The organism is Lacinutrix sp. WUR7, from assembly GCF_016864015.1.
Taxonomy (GTDB): domain Bacteria; phylum Bacteroidota; class Bacteroidia; order Flavobacteriales; family Flavobacteriaceae; genus Oceanihabitans.
The window spans coordinates 2,809,800-2,834,656 of the sequence record NZ_CP045067.1 but is presented as its reverse complement, the minus strand read 5'-3'; the positions used below and the strand labels follow the sequence as shown (position 1 = coordinate 2,834,656).

14 protein-coding genes and 1 tRNA gene are annotated in these 24,857 nt (G+C 32.4%); 12 read left to right on the top strand and 3 right to left on the bottom strand.

What is annotated here, in order from left to right:
* Positions 1-44 precede the first annotated feature (44 nt).
* The 5 genes from FG167_RS12390 to FG167_RS12370 all read left to right on the top strand — a co-directional run bounded on the left by FG167_RS12390 (position 45) and on the right by FG167_RS12370 (position 4,582).
* Positions 45-587, top strand: a complete 543-nt coding sequence (locus tag FG167_RS12390; RefSeq protein WP_203458555.1) for an AAA family ATPase — start codon at positions 45-47, stop codon at positions 585-587.
* A complete protein-coding gene (locus tag FG167_RS12385; RefSeq protein ID WP_203458554.1) occupies positions 587-2,488 on the top strand; it encodes an ATP-dependent DNA helicase RecQ in 1,902 nt (633 codons plus the stop codon). Before FG167_RS12390 ends, FG167_RS12385 begins: the two co-directional genes overlap by 1 nt.
* The gene (gene fmt / locus FG167_RS12380; RefSeq protein ID WP_203458553.1) at positions 2,488-3,435 is read left to right on the top strand and encodes a methionyl-tRNA formyltransferase; all 948 of its coding nucleotides are present in this window, start codon (positions 2,488-2,490) and stop codon (positions 3,433-3,435) included. Before FG167_RS12385 ends, fmt begins: the two co-directional genes overlap by 1 nt.
* A 190-nt stretch (positions 3,436-3,625) precedes the next feature.
* The gene (locus tag FG167_RS12375) at positions 3,626-3,898 is read left to right on the top strand and encodes an HU family DNA-binding protein (protein ID WP_203458552.1); all 273 of its coding nucleotides are present in this window, start codon (positions 3,626-3,628) and stop codon (positions 3,896-3,898) included.
* Between the two features lie 123 nt (positions 3,899-4,021).
* A complete protein-coding gene (locus FG167_RS12370; RefSeq protein ID WP_203458551.1) occupies positions 4,022-4,582 on the top strand; it encodes a YqgE/AlgH family protein in 561 nt (186 codons plus the stop codon).
* Here the strand turns inward: FG167_RS12370 and FG167_RS12365 are convergent.
* Positions 4,575-5,420 (bottom strand): aminotransferase class IV, encoded by an 846-nt coding sequence (locus FG167_RS12365; RefSeq protein ID WP_203458550.1) that lies wholly within the window; start codon positions 5,418-5,420, stop codon positions 4,575-4,577. The two genes, FG167_RS12370 and FG167_RS12365, sit on opposite strands and share 8 nt — an antisense overlap.
* Positions 5,421-5,478: 58 nt before the next feature.
* Positions 5,479-5,865, bottom strand: a complete 387-nt coding sequence (locus tag FG167_RS12360; protein WP_055442267.1) for an START-like domain-containing protein — start codon at positions 5,863-5,865, stop codon at positions 5,479-5,481.
* A 126-nt stretch (positions 5,866-5,991) separates the two neighbouring features.
* Between FG167_RS12360 and FG167_RS12355 the strand changes: the two genes are divergently transcribed.
* The 6 genes from FG167_RS12355 (at position 5,992) to FG167_RS12330 (ending at position 21,876) form a co-directional block, all read left to right on the top strand.
* Positions 5,992-6,065: transfer RNA gene (locus FG167_RS12355), tRNA-Met, on the top strand.
* A gap of 168 nt (positions 6,066-6,233) precedes the next feature.
* Entirely contained in the window at positions 6,234-8,210 is a 1,977-nt protein-coding gene (locus FG167_RS12350; protein ID WP_239004387.1) for a T9SS type A sorting domain-containing protein, read from the top strand.
* 372 nt (positions 8,211-8,582) lie between these two features.
* Positions 8,583-11,951, top strand: coding sequence for a M14 family zinc carboxypeptidase (locus FG167_RS12345; RefSeq protein ID WP_203458549.1), 3,369 nt, complete (start codon positions 8,583-8,585; stop codon positions 11,949-11,951).
* A gap of 184 nt (positions 11,952-12,135) precedes the next feature.
* Positions 12,136-19,590, top strand: a complete 7,455-nt coding sequence (locus FG167_RS12340; protein ID WP_203458548.1) for a choice-of-anchor D domain-containing protein — start codon at positions 12,136-12,138, stop codon at positions 19,588-19,590.
* A 357-nt stretch (positions 19,591-19,947) separates the two neighbouring features.
* Entirely contained in the window at positions 19,948-20,790 is an 843-nt protein-coding gene (locus FG167_RS12335; protein ID WP_203458547.1) for a T9SS type A sorting domain-containing protein, read from the top strand.
* Positions 20,791-21,057: 267 nt separating this feature from the next.
* Positions 21,058-21,876: a T9SS type A sorting domain-containing protein gene (locus FG167_RS12330; RefSeq protein ID WP_203458546.1), complete on the top strand. Its 819-nt coding sequence runs from the start codon at positions 21,058-21,060 to the stop codon at positions 21,874-21,876.
* Between the two features lie 83 nt (positions 21,877-21,959).
* Here FG167_RS12330 and hisS read toward each other — a convergent pair whose 3' ends face one another.
* Complete coding sequence (gene hisS / locus FG167_RS12325; protein WP_203461110.1) at positions 21,960-23,351, bottom strand: histidine--tRNA ligase; 1,392 nt, start codon at positions 23,349-23,351, stop codon at positions 21,960-21,962.
* Between the two features lie 241 nt (positions 23,352-23,592).
* On the opposite strand from hisS, the gene FG167_RS12320 reads away from it, so the two are divergent.
* Positions 23,593-24,834 (top strand): ABC transporter permease, encoded by a 1,242-nt coding sequence (locus FG167_RS12320; RefSeq protein WP_203458545.1) that lies wholly within the window; start codon positions 23,593-23,595, stop codon positions 24,832-24,834.
* Positions 24,835-24,857 lie beyond the last annotated feature (23 nt).

Below are 24,857 nucleotides of genomic sequence, written 5' to 3'. Positions count from 1 at the left end.
TTAAAATTTAAATTACGATTTTTACACCCAAAACCTTGCCAAATTTGAACACGAAAAAAATTATTATAACTGGAGGACCAGGAACAGGAAAGACTTCTATAATTAATGAGCTTACTAAAAGAGGCTATAATTGTATTGAAGAAATATCTAGACAAATCACCTTAAAAGCCCGTGAAGATGGAATTGAACAACTATTTTTAACAGAACCGCTTTTATTTAGTGAATTACTTTTAAAAGGAAGAAAACAACAGTTTCTGGAAGCTGATGCCCTTAATGAGGACTTTATATTTCTAGATAGAGGTATTCCTGACGTTTTGGCTTATATGGACTTTATAGGCGATGACTATCCAGAAGATTTTACTAACGCATGTAAAGAAAACCTGTACGACCATGTATTTATTTTAGCGCCATGGCAAGAAATATTTAGTAGTGATAGTGAACGTTACGAAAATTTTGAACAAGCTATCGAAATACACAAACACTTATTAAACACCTATAAAACATATAATTATAGTTTACTTGATGTACCTTTTGGTTCTGTAGAAAGTAGAGCTGATTTTATATTAGACGTGGTAAAAGCATTATAATGCAAAATGCAATAAACATATTAGAACGTTATTGGAACTTTACAAGTTTTAGACCTTTTCAAGAAGACATCATAAATGCGGTAATAGCAGGAGAAGATGTTATGGCATTAATGCCAACTGGAGGAGGTAAATCTTTATGTTTTCAAATTCCTGCACTTGCTAAAGACGGTATTTGTATTGTAGTTTCCCCTTTGGTTGCCTTAATGAAAGACCAAGTACAAACGCTTACCGAAAAAGGTATTAAAGCTATTGCGCTTACTAGCGGAATACATTATAAAGAACTAGACGCCCTTTTAGACAATTGTATTTATGGTAATTATAAGTTTCTATATCTATCGCCAGAACGTTTACAACAAGAACTAGTTCAAGACCGAATAAAACAAATGAATGTAAACCTTATTGCTGTAGATGAAGCACATTGCATTTCACAATGGGGAAATGATTTTAGACCATCTTACAAAAACATAGAATTACTAAGGCAAATAAAACCAAGCGCTAATTGTATTGCACTTACCGCATCTGCAACTCCTTTAGTAGTAGATGATATTATAAAAGAACTCGATTTTATTAGTCCTAAAATATTTAAACAATCTTTTGCTAGACCAAATGTAGCTTATATGGTTTTTCATGAAGATGATAAATATTATAAAATGGAAAGCATTTTAAAAAAACAAAATGCACCTTCCATTATTTATGTTAGAAATAGAAAATCTACTGTAGAGATTTGTAATATGTTGGCCAAACAAAACATAAGCGCAACGTATTATCATGGCGGACTTAGTAATGCCGAAAAAGACAAGCACCTCAACAACTGGTTACAAAACAAAAAACAAGTAATGGTTGCTACCAATGCATTTGGAATGGGAATTGATAAACCAGATGTAAAAACTGTTATTCATCTAAACCTACCCGAAAGTATAGAAAGCTATTTTCAAGAAGCCGGTCGTGCAGGAAGAAATGGTGAAAAAGCTTTTGCTGTAATTTTAAAAAATAATAGCGATGAAGCTTTAGTTAAAAAACAGTTTCTAGATGGATTACCTACCGTAGACTTTGTAAAAGTGGTATACAGAAAGCTCTGTAATTACTTTCAAATATCTTATGGAGAAGGTGTGGATACCACACATCAATTTAATTTTAATCAATTTTGTAAAACCTATAAATTCAACACCATTTTATGCTATAATGCTATTCAGTTTTTAGATAGAACAAGTGTCATTAGTTTATCGAAACAGTTTAATAGGCAAACGCAGGTGCAATTTATAATTAGTAACAATAGTTTGTTTGGCTATTTAAAAAACAACAACCATTTAAGTCTTGTGGTAAAATCCATTTTAAGAACTTATGGTGGCATTTTTGATCAAGAAATAAAATTAAACACCACATTAGTAGCAGATAAAGCTGCGGTGAATGAAAACATTGTATTAAAGGTTTTAGCGCAATTAGAAAAAGATGAAATAATTACACTAAATACTTCTAAAACCGATGCTGAAATTACTTTTCTTGAACCTAGAGAAGACGATAAAACCATTAATGTAATTGCAAATATTTTAAAACAACAAAATGCATTAAAGCAAAAACAAGTAGCTGCTATTTTAAGCTATGTTAAAAAGGAAGATCTTTGTAAAAGCATACAACTACTCTCCTATTTTGGGGAGAAAGATTTAAAACCTTGTGGTATTTGCTCGGTCTGTATTACACAGAAAAAACCAGAAGTAACAGACACAAAGAAAATTAAAAACGCTATTATTAGCTTATTGGAAAACGGCGATTTATCCTCAAGAGCGATTTTACAAGAATTGCCCTTTTCTGAAAAAGAAATGAATAATATGATTCAATTATTATTAGAGCATCATATTATTATGATTACAAAAACAAACACCTACAAATTAGCACATTTATAATGAGAAATTTAAGAATAGTATTTATGGGAACTCCAGACTTTGCAGTTGCCACATTACAAACATTAGTAGAAAACAAGTACAATATTGTTGGTGTTATTACTGCTCCTGACAAACCTGCTGGTCGAGGTAGAAAACTAAACGAATCTGCAGTAAAAGAATATGCCAAATCTCAAGGCTTGCATATTATGCAACCAACCAACCTAAAAGCAGAAAGCTTTACAGAAGAACTTGCAGCATTAAAAGCCAATTTACAAATTGTAGTTGCTTTTAGAATGTTACCAAAAGTAGTTTGGCAAATGCCAGAATATGGTACTTTTAATTTACATGCTTCTTTATTACCAAACTATCGTGGTGCGGCACCAATAAACTGGGCGGTTATTAATGGGGAACCAAAAACAGGTGTATCGACTTTCTTTATAGACGAAAAAATTGACACTGGCGCAATGATTTTACAAGAAGAAGTTACTATTGAAGAAAATGAAAACGCTGGAAGTCTACATGACAAATTAATGTGCTTAGGAAGCGATTTAGTTTTAAAAACTGTTTCCCTTATTGCTGAAGGAGATGTAAAAACAACACCGCAGCCAGAAAATGCTGTTATGAAAACAGCTTACAAACTAAACAAAGACAACTGTAAGATTGATTTTAACGACACTTTAGACAATATATATAATAAGGTAAGAGGATTAAGTCCGTATCCTGCTGCTTGGTGTATTTTACAAAACAATGAAGAAGCATTAGATATTAAGATTTATGCTGCCGAAAAAGAAATAGAAGCACACGATTTTGAAATAGGAAAAGTAATAACAACCAAAAAAGAGATAAAGGTTTCTGTTAAAGAAGGTTACTTAATTGTAAAAGAAATTAAGCTTCCTGGAAAACGAAAAATGGATGCAAAGTCACTTTTAAACGGTTATAATTTTGATGAAAACGCAAAAATGCTGTAAAGCCTTATGCTTGTTGACTTGTTAAAAAATCGATAAAATACGCTAGCTTTATTAACAAAACACCTAAGTTATTAACAAAAAAGCGTATTTCCCTTGCTATTACTTGCGTGGTTTGAATTTCCGTATAATTTTGTAGAGGATATAACAATAATGTTTAACCAACAATTTATTAATAATTAAAATTAAAATTATGAACAAAACAGATTTAATCGATGCAATGGCAGAACACGCAGGAATTACTAAAGCAGCTTCAAAGAAAGCTTTAGAATGTGCGTTAATAGAAATTGAAGGTGCTTTACAAAAAGGAAACAGAGTTTCTTTAGTAGGATTTGGATCTTGGTCAGTATCTAAAAGAGCTGCAAGAGATGGAAGAAATCCTCAAACAGGAGAAACTATAAAAATTAAAGCTAAAAACGTTGTTAAGTTTAAAGCAGGTTCAGATTTATCTAGCGCTGTAAACTAATTCTTTTTTAGAATATTTTAAAAAAGCCTTCTTACTTAAGAAGGCTTTTTTTTATGTTAAGAGCAATAAATATTGGTTAATTAATAAAATTTTATTAGATTTAATTAGCCAAAATAAATCTTTATGATTTCAATCAAACCAAAAAAAGGCAATTTACTCATTGCTGAACCTTCTATTATTGGAGATATGTCCTTTAATAGATCTATTGTTTTACTAGCAGATCACAATACAGATGGTTCTATTGGTTTTATTTTAAATAAACCATTAGACTATACCATAAAAGATCTTATCCCAGAAATTGAAGCAGATTTTAAAGTGTATAATGGTGGACCTGTGGAGCAGGACAACCTGTATTTTATTCATAAAGTACCAGAACTAATACCAGATAGTATAGAAATATCTTTAGGTATTTTTTGGGGCGGAGACTTTAACAAAGTTGCAGAACTTATTGCGGAAAACAAATTAAATGAAAAGCATATAAGATTCTTTTTAGGCTATTCTGGCTGGCAAGCTAACCAACTAGATGAAGAACTTAAATCAAACTCTTGGGTAGTTACAGAAAACATATACAAAAATGAAATTATAGCAAAAAACTGTGAAGCCTTCTGGAGAGAAAAAATGTTAGAGTTTGGTGGTGAATACAGTATCTGGTCTAATTCACCAGAAAACCCAAGCCTTAATTAGATAATCTTATTTTTACATTTAGTTTCTTTACTAAATCTTCTGCTATTGTATTATTAAATGCTTTCTTTCTGTATTTGGTTATAGACTGTATTCCTGTGATCACATTTGTTATAAATAATTCGTCTGCTTTTTGTAATTCAAAAGGAGAAATAGAAACTTCCTCTAAAGTTAATTCTGGCATTAGCGCAATAATTTCTATAATTTGTTTACGCATAATTCCTTTTAAGCAACCATCTGTTAAAGGAGGTGTTTTAATTGTCTTTCCTTTTACTAAAAATAGGTTTCCATTTAAACCTTCTACAACGCTCTTATTGGTATTTAAAAGTAAACAGTTGTCTAATTTATTTTCGTTAGCATAAATACTTCCTACAACGTGCAATGCTTTATTATTTGTTTTTAGTGTAGATAATAAACTTGGTGATACATAGTAATCTTTAAATAAGTCTACTTCATATTTTTCAGAATGTATCAAATAAAAATCGGCATCTAATTTTGCAGCACTAATTACATAATCTACTTCATTATGCTTTGGTAAATATAAACCACCTGCTACTCTATTTACTATAAACTTAACTCTGGCTGAAACATTAGATAAATCATTCGCCTTTAAGGTATCTAAAATTTGTTCTTCTAAAAACTCCATAGTAAAATTCATGGGTATTTCCATACGCATGATACGCATAGAAGCCATTAGTCTAAAGTAGTGATCTTCAAAAAACAATAGTTTTCCATGCGAGCATTTTATGGTTTCAAATATAGCATCACCATAATTAAAGCCTCTATTGTTAAACGAAATTATATTTGTTTCGCTAGTAATATTTCCATTAAAATTTATCATAAAAAAAATCCCGAAAATTAATTCGGGACAAATATAAGTTTAATAATCGTATTCTTTTTTAAGCAGAACCTAATACTTGCTTTAAATCTGAAATTTGATTTTCCCAAAGCATTTTAGATTCTTCCACCTCATCTTCATCAGCAAAATCTGTAATCATGATAGAGACATCTTTAGTTATTTCGTCTACTTGAATTCTAATTTCAAAATAAGTAGAGCTATCTTCATCATCTAACCATTTAAATTTAATGCGTTCTCCACTCTTTTTACTTAATAATTTAGCTTCTTCTTCTGAACCATCCCAAATAAATTTAAAAAACTCTCCACGAGAATTTACATTTTCAGCATACCATTCTGATAAACCTGAAGGCGTAGAAATATATTGATATAGTAATTGCGGTGAAGCATGTATAGGGAATTCTAATTCGTATTTAACTTTGTCGTCCATAGAAATAATAATATTTTGTTCAATATATACATTTAATTATAAAGTTCTAAAATAAATTTTTAAAAAATTTTATTTTGTTTGTTTGCGTGCTTCGAAATTGTTTATATATTTGCAAACTCAAATTATGGCGAGGTAGCTCAGTTGGTTAGAGCGTTGGATTCATAACCCAGAGGTCACGAGTTCAAATCTCGTTCTCGCTACTAAAAAAGCTCTTATTAACTTAAGAGCTTTTTTTATACCTAAACATCCCTGTTTTTACACTTTATCGGCTTTAATTGCACTTTATAGATATTTCAATAAAAAATGTCCTATATTAGTGAGCGAGATAAATTATAATAATTTTACTCCAAATTTTAAAACTCCAAATCATGAAAAGAAAATTACTGTTTTTCAGCATATTCTTGTACACCTTAACATCTATAAAAGCACAGACATCTAATGTTATTATAACAGTAGATTGGCCACAATGGTCTACAGAAAACAAAGTAGAATTATATAACGCAAATGGCACATTAGCTACTGGAGATGACACGCTTATAACTCCAATTATTGATAATGGCTATGATGGATCCGGAGCTGCTGCAAATCCATATAATACTTCAGAAACATATTCTGACCTAACTAATAATGCAAATTCCCCAGAAGGAACTGGTTATTATGTAATAGTATATGACACTTATGGAGATGGTTGGAATGGTAATGGAAGCATGTCTATTACTGTAGATGGTGTATCCGTTTTAAACTTTGATGGTAGTTTTAGTACTAGTGGCACTAATGTAGAAATAACAGAAACATTAAATTTTGCTGTTGAAGATCCTATTCCTCTTGCTCCTGGAGTTTCAGAATTTGATGGTAGCGGAAACAATTATATAGAATACATTCATGGTAACTTACCAATAATAATTTCGGCTCCTCATGGCGGAACCATTACTTCTGGATCCTTACCAAACAGAACTTGTGGTACAGATGAACCAGATGACAATACCGGAATTTTAATTAGAGCGATACAAGATGAGATTTTTGCTCAAACAGGAGGTTATGCACATGTTATAATAAATAACTTGAATAGAATTAAATTAGACCCAAATAGAGAAGTTGATGAATCGACCTGCTATGGTACAAATACTAATAATACGGATGAAACAGATACTACAGAAGCTTTATACTATTGGAATGCATGGCACAAATTTATTGATGATGCAAGTACAGTAGTTGAAGCTAATTACGAAAAAGGACTTTATATAGATTTACATGGTCAGAGTCATACTACACCAAGAATTGAAATTGGTTATCGCGTTTCAAGAAATGATTTACTGAATAACAACTTAACGTCTGCAAATTCAAATTACAACAATATTGTATCTGGATCTTCTATTAATAATTTGGTTAGTAATAACCTAGGCGGATTAGATCTTGAAGAGTTAGTTAGAGGTCCTAATAGCTTAGGTGCTTTATTTCACAATGCACCAGGTACTTATTATGCAAGTCAGAACTACCCAAATTGCAGCAGAAATGGAACCAATGGGTATAGAGCTACTCCTAGTAATTTTAACGGCGGAGCTGGAGAATGTAACGACACAGCTCCTAATAATAGTAATTATTTTAGTGGTTTCTATTACAATAACGAAAGACATGGCTCTGCAAATATCACAGTAGATGATGGTAGTAATCCTGGAGGAACCGGTAGTAATATCACATCATCTGGAAATATTGATGGTATTATGACCGAAGTAAATAGACGTGTTAGAGATGTTGGAAGCACCCTTGAACCATTTGCCATTGATTATGCAAATGTAGTATTAAACTATATAGACATTCATTATAACGATTTTACCATTTTTAATTATGGAGCTGCCACATATGATATAACAGATACAGACCCGTCACCAACAATAGATGGAGTTTCTAATGGAATATTTACTAGCACAATAGGATTAACTATAGATACAAATACAGGAGAAATAGATGCATCCAATTCATTAGTTGGCGCATATACCATTACCTATTCTTTTGGTCCAACATCTACCACCTACCCAAATGGATATTATAGTACAACAAGAAACGTTGAAATTACAGACAATACATTAAGTACAGAAACAATAGAAAGGGAATACCTATTATTTGTGTACCCAAATCCAACAGAAGATTATATATACTTTAAAGCTTCTAAAAAAATATCAGAAGTACTAATTTATAATACTATCGGGCAAATCATTGGAAAGCACATTTTTAATAAAACCATAGGAAAAATAGATGTTTCTAGTTTACATACTGGATTATATATCGTTCAGTTTTTAGATGACAATAAAAGTAAAGTGTTAACCAAACAAATAGTGAAGAAGTAAATTGCTGATCTTATCCGTTGCAATATTCGTTAAAAATAGGTTTAGAAAATATGCATATACTAAAGTTTATTTCTACCATGCATTTTCAGATTATGTGAATTTTCGCTAAACAGCTTATTACAACACTACGACAAAAGACACAAACCAATTAAAAAAAAACATATAAAATATTGTAAATCAGTATTTTATTTTCATATTTATTTCAAACAAAAGCCAGTATAAACATACTGGCTTTTCTATTTAAAAAAATGTAATAAATGTTAAATATTACATTTTGTCGGATTTTTTTGCATTTCAAGGATGTTTTATTAAAAAATTATATATATTAGCGCCATATTAATTAAACAATCAATTTTTCAAACCCAAATTCTGATGAAAAAAATTACGTTTGTAGCTTTATTGCTACTATTGGTTACACAGCTAACCTACTCTCAAGAAACTTATAAAAAAGTTAGTATTACTGCTACACCAAATGCAATACAACAATTAGATAATGAAGGTATTGATCTTACTTGTGGTGTTATTATAAGAAACAACACTATAGATATTGAGTTAACGCAATATCAATTAGATAAATTAACAGATAGAGGTATTCCATATACGGTATTGATAGAAGATATGGTTGCTTTTTACAGCCAAAGAGCTATAGAAGATTTACCAAGAGCTAGTCAAGAATTACAACAAATGAAAGCTACTGCAGCTTCTTATCGCTCTTACAGTGTCGATGAAGTTTTAAATAATGTAGGACAATACAACGAATGTGAAGAAATTGACTGGGCTGTTCCTGCTAATTGGAATTTAAATGATGCTGCTAATTATCCAGCTGAAACCAATCACTTTGGTGGTTGTTTAACGTATCAAATGGTTTTGGATGAATTAGATGCTATGCGAACTCAATATCCTGGGCTTATTTCGGTAAAATCGGATGCATCTTTAGTTTCTGGTGAATCCAACATAGCCGCTAATAAACAAACTACTTTTGAAGGAAGAACCGTTTATTATGTTAGAATATCTAATGACCCAAATGTGGATAATCCTAACAGACCGGAGACTTTATACCAATCGCTTATTCACTCTAGAGAGGCAGCGACAGTAATGAATCAGTTATATTTTATGTGGTATCTTTTAGAAAACTACAATACAGATCCTGCAATTCAGAATTTATTAAACAACCAAGAGTTATATTTTATACCAGTATTAAATCCAGATGGCTTTGTATACAACCAAACAAATGCTCCAAATGGTGGTGGTGGTCAACGTAAAAATAGAAATACAACGGGATCTAATTCTTGTAGTACCTATTTAGATGGTATTGATTTAAATAGAAACTCTGCTTATTATTGGGGTAATGGCGGTTCTTCCGCGTCAGCGTGTAATGATACCTATATGGGAACTGGTCCATTTTCTGAAAACGAAACACAAATTATGCGTGATTTCTTTTTAGATCATGATTTTAAACTAGCTTTAAACCATCATTCGTATAAAAATGCAATGCTTCACGCCTATGCTGGTGTGAACCAAACAAACCCAAGACCAGACGAATACGCTAAGTATAACCATGACATGTCTTATTATAATAGATATATGCATGGACCAAGTACCAATGTGACTTCTCTTAATAGTGGTAACATGAATGACTGGATGCTTGGTGGTCCTGCCGGAACAAGTGCAAATGGTACAGCTACAGGAACAGGTTCTGGAAAAAACACCATGTCTTGGACTCCAGAAAACGGATTATCTTCTGAAGGTACAGGTGGTTCATATGGAGGCTTTTGGCCACAACCATCCAACTTTGTGCACATAGCAAAACGTGCTATGCGAATGAACTTTATAGCCGCTTACTATAGTGGTAAATATGCAAAATTACATGACTTTAATCAAAGTGATATTCTTTCTTTAAATGGGGATTTAAAATTTGCTGTTGAAAATTTAGGCCAAACGGCTAGTGATTTTACAGTAACAGTAACACCTATTTCTGCAAATATATTAACGGTTGGTGCACCAAGCACGCAAACAGGAATGCCTGTATTACAACAAAACAATGTGAATATAAACTATACATTAGATCCTGCAATTCAATTAAATGACAAAATTGAATTCAAAGTAACGCTTACTAATGATTATGCTTCCGATAATGTTTTATATGAAGCAAACATTGTAAAACACTATTCTCCTACTGTTTTATTTGATGGAAATGCTTTATCTAATTGGTCACAAACTACAGGTACTTGGTATACTACATCCGATGCATATTCTAGCACAGCTATTACCTCAACAAATGGCGGTACTTATGCAAGTAATGATACAAAACGTATTCAAATGAATGGTTCTCTAGATGTATCTGGAAATGCTAAAACAGTTATTCAGTTCTATGCTAAATGGGATTTAGAACGTAGTTTTGATTATGTACAATTAGAAGGTTCTACAAACGGGACTACATGGACACCACTTTGTGGAAAGCTAACAAAACCAGGAGCTCCAGATGATAACAATAACTATTCTAATAAATCTAGTGCAAATAATGATTTTCAACCAGACTATGAACCGCTTTATGATGGAGACACGCAAGAAAGATGGAACATGGAAGAAATTGTAATCGATGCAACAGATAATTCCTTTTTAAACAATCAAAGTACAGTCTATCTAAGATTTGAATTTAAAACAGATAGCAATAATAGAAATGATACCTATTATAATATGGATTTTGAAGGTTTTACCTTTGATGACTTTAAAGTAATTGGTATTCAAATTCCTTGTGAAACGACCGTACCAACAAATTTAAGCGTATCTAATGTAGATGCAAACAGTGCAACTGTTAATTGGGATTTAATTCCTTCGGCAACTTATGACTTAAGATATAAAGAAAATACTGCATCCACTTGGATTGACGTTTTAGATGTAACATCTAATACATATGACATTACTGGATTAACTACTTCTACTCCATATGATGTTGAAGTAAGAACTAAATGTACTACTTCTACATCTGCGTATACTAGTATTGATTTTACAACCACAGCCATTAATTATTGTGCGTCTGAAGGAAATAACGCTAATGACGATGATGAATGGATTGGCAATGTAACACTTGGAGATATTAATAACACAACAGGAGATGATCATTATTCAAACTTTACTGCAATATCAACAGATTTAGACAAAACCGCGACACATAGTATCTCGGTAACCAAATCTTGGAAAGGAACAGAATATAATGAAGGCATTATAGTTTGGATAGATTTTAATCAAGATGGCGATTTTGACGATGCCGATGAAGAAGTTGTTTCAATTGCAGCAAATAATACATCAACAGTATCTGGAAACATTGCTATTCCTATATCTGCTTTACTAGGTAATACAAGAATGAGAGTCTCTCTAAAGTACAACGGTTTGGCAACTAGTTGTGCATCTTTCCAATATGGAGAGGTTGAAGATTATACGGTAAATATCACTGATGGAACACTTAGTAATTCAGATTTTGATATAAATGAAATCTCTGTATACCCGAATCCGTTCAATAACAATATTAACATTAAACTACCTAATAGCCTAAGTAACAATTCAATTAGTGTAGAATTATATGACATAAGCGGTAGGTTAATTACTAAATTAGAAAACAAGCATGCCATAAATAACACGATTAACGTATCTAGTTTAGATAATTTATCTAGTGGTGCTTATTTCTTAAAAATTATGGATAACACCTCTAACAATACGGTAATCCGAAAAATCATCAAGTAAAAAATACCGATGAAATGCAAATAAAAAAGGCTGAAATGCTAAAATTTCAGCTTTTTTATTGCTTATAAAAACCATTAACCGACATCCCAAAAGTGCATTTCATCGAATAAATTTGCGTTTTAAAGATGTTCTATCTATATTTGTAACCTTAATTATTTAGTCCCAAACTAAAATTAATCTACTTATGAAAAATATTACTATTCTTGTACAGAAGTACTTGTTACTTTTAACTGTACTTATATTTTCAAGTTACTCTTTTTCGCAAGATTTCAACGTGCAACATCTTCAAGATGATGTATCAAGAAGTGGAGATACTAACACCTCATTCACCGCAGTTTCTTCTTTAAACAATGCGGTAGCGCTTGCCAATAACAATAGAAAAACTAATGCAGGTCAAAATGGGAATGGCGGTAATCTTTCTAGTGATGATGTAGCTGGAGCAAGAGTTTTAACAGGAACGAACACCCTTAGCTATTATAGAGAATCCAGTTCTTCAACCTCAAATATGCGTTTCAATACTTCTATTTGGGATTATATTGGTACTGCTGGTGGAGATAACGAAATGATTGTTAGAGGGCGATATACTGTTAACCTTAATGGTGGAACTAATAGTGCTACACAAGCTATATCTGGTATTACAAATGCTGAAAAATGTATTCCGTTTATTACAGGGATCCTAAATAATGCAACATCTGAAGATGCAGACTCTGGTACCGCAATAGCTTATTTACAAAACAGCAACACATTAAACGTACTTAAAGGTTCTAATAATAATAACGTAACGGTTTATATTACACTAGTAGAATTTACAGGAGTTAATTGGACGGTTTTACATGGAGATTCTGGAAATAAATCTGCAGACACAGGGACGATAACTTTAAGAGACAACGCCAATGGAACCGGAACAGCAACTAATGTAAGTGATTGGGATGAAGCTATTATTTTTAGTCATCATATAGGAGATACTGGAGCAAGCGGCTCCAATGATGCCATTTCCGATAACTGGCCAATAATGGATCCAGGAAATAACAGACAAAGAGTAGATTGGGAATTTGACGCAAATCATGATTCGGCAGGTACCAATAGACAATTTGTACATGTTTTATCGAATGCCGATTTAAATGTTACTAGATATCAAAATACTGCAAACACAGCTGGAGAAACTACTATAAATATCACTTCAGCGGGTTTAACAAACACGAACCAAGCTCTTATTGTAGGCTCTTCAAGGTCAAGCGGTGGTGGTGCAGCTTATGCCAGAGGTTGGAGAAATTACTATCTAAAATCTACAACGCAAGCAGCACATTGGTCACATCGAAGTGGAAACACCATGGCGCATGAAATTCAAATTATTGACTTAGCAGGATTAACTAGTACTCCTCCTACACCTACTTATTGTGCTTCTAATGGAACTAACTCCTTTAGAACGGGAACTCGCTTAGTTGATTTTAATACCATTAACAATGCTACGCCAAGGGAATATAATGACTATTCAGATTTTACTTCTATTTCAACAACTGTAAATCAAGGAAATTCTTATGATTTAACAGTAAACGCAAATACAGATGGAAATTATACAACATATACTAATGTTTGGATAGATTGGAATCAAGATTATGATTTTGACGATGCTGGAGAATCTTATTATTTAGGAACTGCATCGAATACAAATAATGGAGCAACTTCATTATCGCCTTTATCTATTACTATCCCATTATCTGCTGCTTTAGGAAATATAAGAATGCGTGTTTCTACTAAATTTGGATCATCAGCAAATAGTTGCGATACTGGATTTGATGGAGAAGTAGAAGATTATACCATTAATGTAATAGCCAATACTCCACAACCGGAAATCAATATTACAGGTCTAGGTAATACCATAAACGACGGAGATACTACGCCAGTAATAGCAGACGACACAGAATTTGGCACTGTAGAAACAGGCTCTACTTCAGATCATACATTTACTATACATAATACAGGAACATTGCCTTTAAACTTAACAGGTGGTTCTGCTTTAGTAGACATAACAGGTAATGCAGCATTTACCATACTTACACAACCTGGAGGAAATACGATAGCTGCTGGTAGCAGTAGAACTTTTGTAGTACGCTTTGCTCCTACTGTTGGTGGTATAGTTACAGCTAACATTTCTATAGATAATGATGATAGTAATGAAAACCCATACAATTTTAGAGTGCAAGGTACTGGACATGTTCCAGCACCAGAAATCAATATTACAGGTAACGGAAACACGATAAATGATGGAGATACTACACCAGTAGCTTCAGATGATACAGAATTTGGTTCTATAGGAACAGGTTTAACTTTAGATCATACATTTACTATCCATAACACAGGAACATTACCTTTAAACTTAACAGGTGGTTCTCCTTTAATAGATATTACGGGTAATGCAGCGTTTACCATTCTTACACCACCTAGTGGAAATACGATAGCTGTTGGTAGCAGTAGTACTTTTGTAGTACGCTTTGCTCCTACTGTTGGAGGAACTGTTACCGCAGACATTTCTATAGATAATGATGATAGTAACGAAAACCCATACAACTTTAGAATACAAGGTACCGGAAATGCTCCTGAACCAGAAATCAATATTGTAGGTAACGGTAACAATATAAATGACGGAGATAGCACACCTTCAACATCAGATTTTACAGAATTTGGAGATACTTTTACCGAAAACACAATAGTACGTACATTTACTATTGAAAATTCAGGAACAGCTACTTTAAACATTACATCCGTAACAAGTAGTAATGGTATATTTTCCATTCTAACACCTCCAGCAACTACAGTAGCACCTGGATCATCTACTACATTTACGGTACAATTTGCTCCAACATCTGCTGGAACAATTACTTCTATAATAACCGTAAATAATAACGACAGTAATGAAAACACATACACATTTACGGTAGAAGGAGTAGCAAACAGTGTTCCTCCATTATATACTGCCTATTATGAGAATTTTGATGCTAATAATGGGGCTTGGACAAATGTAACCACAACCAATGATTCTTGGGTTTGGACAGATAGTTTTACCACTACAGATGAAATGGCTGAAGGTTCTTTCTGGAGAAATTCAAGCTATGCGAATTATAACAACAATACCGATATAGAAATACAAAGTCCGATTATTAATTTATCCGGATTAAAAGATTTAAAATTTAGTATAGATCTTAAATACAACACCCAGAACAATACCGATGGTATGCGTATTTTATATTCTATTAATAATGGTGCTTTTACAACGCTAGGTTCTAGTGGTGATGGTACAAAATGGTACCAAGATAATGTTACCGCATTAGGTTCTGATGGCTGGAATGATGATGGACATACAGCTAATCCGGCGTTTAATCCTCATAGTCAATTTGAAAGAGCATCTATAGAGTTATCTAATGCTACTTTTTCAAACATAGCTAATGTTAGATTTAAAGTACAATTTAAATCAAACGGTAGTAGTACCAGAGAAGGTGTCGCATTTGACAATGTTTTAATTGAAGCAAATCCTATTACTGCATTATCTGATGCTTCTATTGCTCCTGCCAATATTACGAATAACTTAAGGTTATGGTTAAAATCTAATGTTGGTATTACAGCAACCGATGGAAACAAATTAACAAACTGGGAAGATCAAGCTTATGACACCAATCTAGATAAAGAGGATGCCTATGCTTCTACTGCTTTAGCTCCTACTTTTAGAGATAATGGGAGTCGTAATATGAATTACAACCCTGTTGCCGATTTTAATCATAACAACTTAGAATACATGCAAGGGAAAGGTGGTTATTTTGCTCAAGATTACTATGCTGTTTTTAGAAGTGATGATGAGATAGCTACAGATACTGGTGATTTATCTCCAGGAAGAGAGTTTGTTATTGGAGGTCGTTTCTCTGACGAAGCATATCACGAAGATGCTACAGGTTTAGGAATGGGAAGTACTTCTGCTAGATATGACAATGAAATCCTATCCCATACCATTAGTTCCTTTCCACAATCAGGTTCACCAAATGAAACCTCTTACGGACGATCGTATTCTACGACTTCTGACACGTATAGCAATCATCCGTTAATTGTAAATGTGAAAACAAATGCAGCTGGTACTTCTACCGAAATTTATAAAAACGGAAAACGTATTGATAATACTACAGGAAAAGCTGGTAGTGGCGATGATTTAAATTTTAATGAATTCAATAACTTACAATATTTATTAGGAATAGGAAGAAGTAGTATTGCCGGAAGAACATCCTCACAAATGAATGGAATGATTACCGAAATCATATCCTATACCTCTCCAAATTCAGCGATTAGTCAACAAAAAATACAAAGTTATTTAGCTGTAAAATACGGAGTAACCTTACAAGACGATGCAAGTACCTTATCAGATCATCGCTTAAACGATGCCAATTACATAGATTCTCAAGGCAATGTGATATGGAATACAAGCACTAATTCTGGTCATAATTATGATATTGCAGGAATTGGTCGTGATGATGCTTCGCTATTAGATCAAAGACAATCTAGAAGTCAAAATGATGAAGCAGATGGTATTGGTCCAACAAGTGGTTTCCTTACTATGGCACTTACAAGTACCCATGAAACAAATAATGAAAACATTGCGAATACTACTGCTTTAGCAAATAGACAATTTTTAATGTGGGGAAATAATAATGCAGATATTAATGGAGCAGCAATGAATATAACGGTAGACATGAGTGCAAATATTGCAGATGCTTCTTTAACAACAGAAGTTAGCTTTACTGCTATTCCTCGTATCTGGAAAGTAGTTGAAGTTAATGGAGATATTCCTAGAGTGGAAGTTTCTATACCTGTAAACAGTGTTCGAACTGCTACGCCACCAGACGGAAATTATTTAATGTTTATATCTCAAACCGGTGTTTTTGATCCTACTGCAGATTATAGAGTAATGAAAGAAGTAGGTGGTAAATTATATGCCGATTATGATTTTGATGGTACAGAATATATCACCTTTGGATGGGCTCCAGAACGTACTTTTAAACGTTCTATATATTTCAATCCATCCGATCAAAACTATGTGGATATAGAAGATAATTTAGATTTAGATCCTACTGGGTTTACAGTATCTGCTTGGATAAATAAAAAAGCTGGATCGAATAACAAATCAATACTTTCTAAACGAAATGAAAAAATTATTGTTCTTGGATATACGGAAGGTTATGATTTCAAAATAAATAGTATTGGACGATTTGAAATGTCCTGGTATAATGCTTCTGGAATAAAACAAAGCTTAACATCTTCTGTTGCAATTCCGAATAACGAATGGCATCAACTAGCCGTTATTTACGATGGCACAAAAGCAACGTTGTATATTGATGGTGTTGCAGATACTTCAGCAAATAAAAGTGCCCCTATAGATACAAATCATTCGTTCTTTATAGGTGCTGCAGCAAAAAATACTCCTGAAGATTTCTTTAATGGTAATATTGATGAAGTTCGTGTTTGGAATACTGCTTTAACAGAAAATCAATTACGATTTATTATGAATCAAGAAATTGATGATAATGCTAGTTTTTCTGCTGGGAAATACTTTGTAGATAATAGCATCCATCCTACTAAAAATGATATTGCTGTAATTCCTTGGAATGATTTAGAAGGATACTACCCAATGTCTACATATACATATACAAACACAAAAGATAATTCTGGAAAAGGACATCAAGGTGCTCTTAAAAATTTAAGAACTGTAGATCACCAAACGGCTCCACTTCCATATATGTCAAATGCAAATGGCGATTGGAATACGAATGCTACTTGGTTAAATGGTAATGTGCAAACTATTCCAGGAACTGCTTCTTTAGTAGATAACACCAAAACGGTAGATTGGAATATTGTAGTAACAAATCATAACGTTACTATGGATAATGCAAGTTTACCTAGTGCTAATAATGAAAATAGATCAGTATTAGGTTTATTTGTAGATGCAAACAAACTTACTGTTAACGGAGATAATACTTCTAGTACAGGTAACGGTTTAACCGTTTCGCATTTCTTAAATCTAGACGGAAAAATAGATTTACAAGGAGAATCACAACTTATCCAAACAGAAGATAGTGATCTAAATGTTACTAGTGCTGGTACTCTTGAAAAAGACCAACAAGGTACCGAGGATTATTTCACGTATAACTATTGGTCTTCTCCTGTTGGAGTTAGTAACACCACATCGAATAATAACAGCTATACCTTAAATGATAACATATTTAAAGATGGTTCTAATCCCCTTGCTCCCGTTAATATGAATTTTGTATCTGGTTATAATGGTTCTAATGGTACTCCTATTGGTATTGCTCATTACTGGATTTGGAAGTTTAGCAATAGAACTTCTCAAGATTATGCTTCATGGCAACATATTAGAAATACAGGAAGCCTACTTCCTGGAGAAGGATTTACAATGAAAGGTGTTGCAAATACCGGTGAAAACGTAAGTTTACAACAAAACTATACCATAGAAGGGAAACCAAACAATGGGGATATCACGCTTAATATAAATGCTGGAAATGATTATTTAATTGGTAATCCTTATGCTTCTGCTATGGACGCAGACACATTTATATTAGCAAATACAAATACTACCGGTTCTATATACTACTGGGAGCATTTTGGAGGTGGTACACATAACACCATAGAGTATCAAGGTGGATATGCCGTTTATAATCTAGCTGGTGGTGTGGCTGCTTTACAATACGATTATACTACTGGTGGTTCAGATCTGTCTGGAGGAACTGGTTTAAAAGAACCTGGAAGATATATTCCAGTGGCACAAGGTTTCTTTGTTATAGGTGAAAGCAATGGAACTATCGATTTTAAAAACAACCAAAGAGCTTTTCAAAAAGAAGGTGCATCTTCTGTGTTTATTAGAACAAGTCAAGATACTGCTAATAGAACCACCAATAATGAAGTAGATGACAGATTAAAAATGAGAATAAGCTTTAATACTTCAAACACCTATAAGAGACAACTATTGGTTACAAGAGATGATCGTGCAACAAATCTAATTGACTTTGGTTTTGATGCCATTAATAAAGATGATCAATCTGCAGATATGTTCTGGATGATAGAAGATGAAAAATTTGTAATTCAAGGAACGAATACGGTTAACGAATCTACTATTCTTCCATTAGGAATAAAAACTAACGTAAGCGGAATCAATACTTTTAAAATTGATGCACTTATTAACTTTCCAGAAGATTTACAAATATACGTACATGATAAAACATTAGATACGTATAGCAATTTAAGAAATGGTGATTTTGAAATAGACTTACCAGCTGGTGCATACTTAGATCGTTTTGAAATTACGTTCACAGATCAAGCTTTAAGCATAGAGGAATCAGAAATATATAATCTGGAAGCATACTTTGCTAATGATATAGATAGTATGATTATTAATAACCCTAAAAATATTCAGATTGATCAAGCTAAAATTATTAATATGCTTGGACAAGAAGTTTACAGTTATGATGAAGCTACTAACGAAAGCTACATCGCACTTAAAACCAAAAACCTAAGTTCTGGTGCATATATCATTACCCTTAAAACAGAGATTGGTAAAATCTCTAAAAAAGTCTTAGTTAAATAAATATAGGCCCCAAATCTACTATTCACTTTAACTAAACTTTGTTAAAACCCAAAACGTCATGTTTTGGGTTTTTTTATGTTTAATAAAGAGTGCCTTTTAGATATATTATTATATTCGGCAGAGTCTTCTATCTTCCCCTTTCTAGGCAGTTATACCAATATTAATATATTTAGTAATTAAAATTCAGGTACTTATCAGTAAAAATCATACGGTTAATCCTTAAAAATGACACCTTTAATCGGTATGTCGAGTTTTTAAGTTAGTTATAGCATATTTTTTTTTAAACCCTTCATTAGGTCATAGATTTGTTACAAGACTAATACTTAAGTTCTTTCACGAGTTAAAACAACCTTTTGCATGAAGACCTATTCGAATAAAGTATCTCTACTCCTATTTTTATTTCTTCTATTATCTAATGCTGTATTCTGTCAGAATAATTCGGATGAAGACGATAGAATGAAAATCCGTTTAGGCTTTACCTCTCCCAATAACTTACACCGACAAATATTAGTAACTGTAGATAGTAATAGCACACCAGGAGTTGATTTTGGTTATGATGCTGAAAATTTTGAAACGAATGCAGATGATATGTATTGGATGATTGAAAATAGACAATTTTTAATTCAAGGTACAAATGTAATTGATGCTACCACTACTCTACCTCTTGGTTTACACACAAGCACTAACGGTAACATCATTATGTCTATTGAAGAATTAAAAAATGTTCCTGAAGATCTAGAAATAGGAATTTTAGATAAGCAAACAAATATATACTACGATATTAAAAACACAACCGCCTTAACCATACACTTAAATGCTGGGGAATACTTAAACCGTTTTGAATTAAAATTCTTAAATGAAGATGCTGTGAATACTACCCCTAATGACGAAGAAGAAAATGAACCAGTTATCGGAGAAAGTATAGAAACAGATTTTGAAAACGAAGTTATTGCTGAAGAAGTCAAAATGGAACTTAATTATATTAATAAAATAAAAAGTATTTCCATTAAAAATATAGGAGAACAAAACATAAAAGCTGTTTATGTTTATAGTATAACGGGGCAATTAATAAAACAGTTTAAAAATATAAAAGCTGTTGACCAAGCATTAATTAAAACCTACAACTTAGATAGTGGTAATTATATTTTACTACTTACTTCTAATGCTGGAAGCATGACTAAAAAAGTATCTGTAAGATAATTTAGTAGTTTATTAGCCATATTCAAGAGCGTCTTATTATCCCTTCCTTTTTAAACAATTTTGTCAATACTAATTGCAATAAAAATTAAAATTCAGGCTTCTTATCGCTATATAGTATGTCGTTAAACTGATATAAATGCACCTTTTTTCAGTATATCGAATTTTTAAGTTAGTTACAGTATTTTTTTTACAGACACTTTATTCCACCATAAATTTGTCCCAAGATTAACACTCAAGTCCCTCCATGAGTCTATAAAAACCCTACTTATGGAAACGTATTCGACTAAAACATCACTACTAGCTTTTTTACTTCTTTGCTTATCTTTTAATGCAATATCTCAAAATAATTCTGACGGAGACGATAGAATGAAAATTCGTTTAGGATTCACTTCAGAGAATATGCACAGACAAATATTAGTAACTGTAGATAGTAATACCACATCTGGAATTGATTTAGGTTACGATTCAGGAAACTATCAAGATCTAGCAGATGATATGTATTGGATGATTGAAGATAGAAAATTTTTAATTCAAGGTACAAATACAATTGATGAGAATACTACGCTTCCTTTAGGAATACACACAAGCACAAGTGGTAACAACACTATATCTATTGAAGGACTTTCAAATGTTCCTGAAGATTTACAAATTGGTGTTTTAGATACAGAAACAAATATATATTACAATATTAAGCAAACTTTAAGCTTTTCTATAAATTTACCAGCTGGTGAATACTTAGACCGTTTTGTGATGACGTTTTCAAATAGCAATCTAATATCAGCAAATTCTAGTAGTTTTGATAACACAGACGAACATGAATTAGGTATTGATGAGGTTACAGATAATTCGAAAATGGAATTGAATTACTATAACAACATACAAAGTATCTCTATTAAAAACATAGGGAACCAAAATATTAAATCGGTAAAAACATATACTATTTCTGGTCAACAAATAAACGAGTTTAATAATGTAAACGCAGTTGATCAAACCGTAATTCAAACAAACCACTTAAGTACTGGAAATTATATTTTAATGGTTACTACAGATTTAGGAAGCATTACCAAAAAAGTAGCTATAAGATAATGTAAGTATTTATTAATCCATAAAAAAACCCGAAACAGCAATGTTTCGGGTTTTTTGATTTTATTACTTTTCTAATTTTAGAATTAGGAAGCTGTCTTTATATACGCTATTAAATCTTCTAACGAAACCTTTACCTGATCTCCAGAAACCATATTTTTTAAGGTATAGCTATTTGCATTCATTTCTTCGGTACCCACCAAACACACAAAAGGAATACTACGCTTATTAGCATGATTCATTTGCTTTTTCATGTGCTTTCCGTTGGTGATTTTATCCGGATATAATTCGGCATTAAGACCTTGATTTCTTAATTCTTTTATTGCTTTTAAGCAGAATAAAGCTTCGTCATCTCCAAAATTGATAAATAGTATATCCACCGATTTACTCACCGTATCCGGAAATAATCCAAGTTCTTCTAAAACCAGATAAATTCTATCTAATCCGAAGCTAATACCAACACCACTCACGTCTTTAAGTCCGAAAATCCCTGTAAGATCATCATAACGACCTCCACCACCAATAGAACCCATTTTCACGTTTTCTGGTGCAGCTACTTCAAAAATTGCTCCGGTATAATAATTTAATCCACGAGCCAAAGTAACATCTAATTGTAATTTGGCAGTTGTTAAACCTAAAGCAGTAATTCCTTTATTTATAAACTCTAATTCTTCAATACCTTTTATTCCTTCTTCGGAAGTATTTAAAATTCCTTTTAAACTTTCTATCTGACTTTCAAAATCTCCAGTCAAACCAAACAAAGGTTGTAATTTATCGATTCCGCTTTGCGCAATACCTTTACCTAACATTTCTTCTTTTACCTTCTCCTCTCCTATTTTATCTAGCTTATCTAAAGCAACTGTAAAATCGATAAGTTTATCACTAGCACCAATAACTTCTGCAATACCAGAAAGTATTTTTCGGTTATTTATTTTGATTGTAACACCTTCTAGTTTTAAAGCAGAAAAAACAGCATCGTATAATTGTATAAATTCTATTTCTTGAAATAAAGAGGTAGAACCAACCACATCTGCATCACATTGAAAAAACTCTCTAAACCTTCCTTTTTGTGGTCTGTCTGCACGCCAAACTGGTTGTATTTGGTAACGCTTAAAAGGAAACTCTATTTCGTTTTGGTGTTGTACCACGTATCTTGCAAAAGGTACGGTAAGATCGTAACGAAGGGCTTTTTCAGAAATTTTAGTCGTTATTTTAGTGGAATCTTTACTAGTATAAAGCGCATCATCTACCTTAGATAAATAATCCCCAGAATTCAAAATCTTAAAAATCAGTCTATCGCCTTCTTCGCCATACTTCCCCATTAAAGTATCACTATTTTCAAAACTTGGTGTTTCAATAGGTTGAAATCCGAATCGTTCAAAATTCGTTTTAATTACATTAAAAATATAATTACGTTTTGCTACTTGCTCTGGATTAAAATCTCTGGTGCCTTTAGGAATGCTTGGTTTTTGTGCCATGTTTACTTCCCACGAAAGTGGGAATCTCATTTAAAGTATCTATTTCTTTTTCTTAAGAAAAAAAAAAACAACACTTGGTTAATTCAATATTTCTTGACAAAAATATCATAATTTTTAAAGAGCATCATAATTATACCAAACCAATTTTAATATAAAGCATAATTATTTTGAAGTTTATTTGGTATTTGTAGTAACTTTATCCTGTTTTAGTAGTCTTATTAAAAAACAACCACCACAACCCATGTTTGGATTAGTTAGAGAAAATATACATATTGCTTTCGACTCTATTAAAAGTCAATTACTTCGTACCATTTTAACGGTTTTAATTATTGCCATTGGTATTACTGCTTTGGTTGGTATTTTAAGTGCTGTTTCGGCTCTTGAGAATACCATTTCTAGCGATTTTTCATCGATGGGATCGAACACCTTCAATATACAACGTTATGAGTTTACCACACAACGAAGAGGTCGTGGTGAAATACAAAAAGTAAACCCAATAATTAGCTATAGAAACGTAAAAGCTTTTGAAGATAATTATGAATTCCCTGGTACAAAAACGTCGGTTTCTTTTACAGGAACGCGTGGTGCTGAGGTAAAATTTGAAAACAAAAAAACAGATCCAGAAGTTACCATTATTGGTGCTAATGAAAACTTTATACAAAACTCCGGTTTAAAATTAGATGCAGGAAGAGAACTCAATTTCTTTGATGTGCAAAACAATAGTAACCTTTGTATTATTGGAAGCGATTTAAATAAAGCCTTGTTTGAAAACGTAAACCCTATTGGTAAAACCATTAGCGTTAGAGGTGTTAAATTTATTGTCATTGGAACCCTAGAAGCTAAAGGTGCAACTTTTGGTAACAACCAAGATTTGCGTGTGATTATACCAATACAAAATGCACGTTCTATTTTCACCTTACCTAATATTAATTATGATATTAGTATTATGGTAGAAAATAAAGAAATGCTGGAAGGTGCTCAAGATCAAGCCATACTTACCTTTAGAAATATTAGAGGATTAAATCCTGTGGAAGAGAATAATTTCGGATTAGAACGTAGTGACGACTTAATTAACAGAATTGGATCTATAACGATCTATTTAGAATATGCGGCTTGGATTATTAGTATCATTACCATTCTAGGATCTTCTATTGCACTTATGAATATTCTTTTTGTTTCGGTAACCGAAAGAACACGAGAAATCGGAGTTCGAAAAGCATTAGGAGCCAAAAAGAAAACGATAGCTTTTCAGTTTTTTATGGAAGCCTTAATTATCGGACAATTAGGAGGTATCTTAGGAATTATCTTTGGTGTTTTAATTGGACTACTAGTTGCAACCCTTGCCGATTTTAATTTTACAACGCCTTGGTTTGCTATGTTTAGCGCTTTTGCTATTTCGTTTTTAGTTGCCGTAATTTCTGGTTTAATGCCAGCACTTAAAGCTGCAAAACTAGATCCTATTGAGTCTTTACGTTATGAGTAAGCTATATAAAACAAGGTGTAACA

Excerpts from the sequence above, each read along its gene's own strand:
- hisS (WP_203461110.1), bottom strand. The coding sequence starts at position 23,351 with ATGGCACAAAAACCAAGCATTCCTAAAGGCACCAGAGATTTTAATCCA.
- FG167_RS12350 (WP_239004387.1), top strand. The coding sequence starts at position 6,234 with ATGAAAAGAAAATTACTGTTTTTCAGCATATTCTTGTACACCTTAACA.
- FG167_RS12335 (WP_203458547.1), top strand. The coding sequence starts at position 19,948 with ATGAAGACCTATTCGAATAAAGTATCTCTACTCCTATTTTTATTTCTT.
- FG167_RS12360 (WP_055442267.1), bottom strand. The coding sequence starts at position 5,865 with ATGGACGACAAAGTTAAATACGAATTAGAATTCCCTATACATGCTTCA.
- FG167_RS12345 (WP_203458549.1), top strand. The coding sequence starts at position 8,583 with ATGAAAAAAATTACGTTTGTAGCTTTATTGCTACTATTGGTTACACAG.
- FG167_RS12330 (WP_203458546.1), top strand. The coding sequence starts at position 21,058 with ATGGAAACGTATTCGACTAAAACATCACTACTAGCTTTTTTACTTCTT.
- FG167_RS12365 (WP_203458550.1), bottom strand. The coding sequence starts at position 5,420 with ATGATAAATTTTAATGGAAATATTACTAGCGAAACAAATATAATTTCG.
- fmt (WP_203458553.1), top strand. The coding sequence starts at position 2,488 with ATGAGAAATTTAAGAATAGTATTTATGGGAACTCCAGACTTTGCAGTT.
- FG167_RS12320 (WP_203458545.1), top strand. The coding sequence starts at position 23,593 with ATGTTTGGATTAGTTAGAGAAAATATACATATTGCTTTCGACTCTATT.
- FG167_RS12385 (WP_203458554.1), top strand. The coding sequence starts at position 587 with ATGCAAAATGCAATAAACATATTAGAACGTTATTGGAACTTTACAAGT.
- FG167_RS12370 (WP_203458551.1), top strand. The coding sequence starts at position 4,022 with ATGATTTCAATCAAACCAAAAAAAGGCAATTTACTCATTGCTGAACCT.
- FG167_RS12375 (WP_203458552.1), top strand. The coding sequence starts at position 3,626 with ATGAACAAAACAGATTTAATCGATGCAATGGCAGAACACGCAGGAATT.
- FG167_RS12340 (WP_203458548.1), top strand. The coding sequence starts at position 12,136 with ATGAAAAATATTACTATTCTTGTACAGAAGTACTTGTTACTTTTAACT.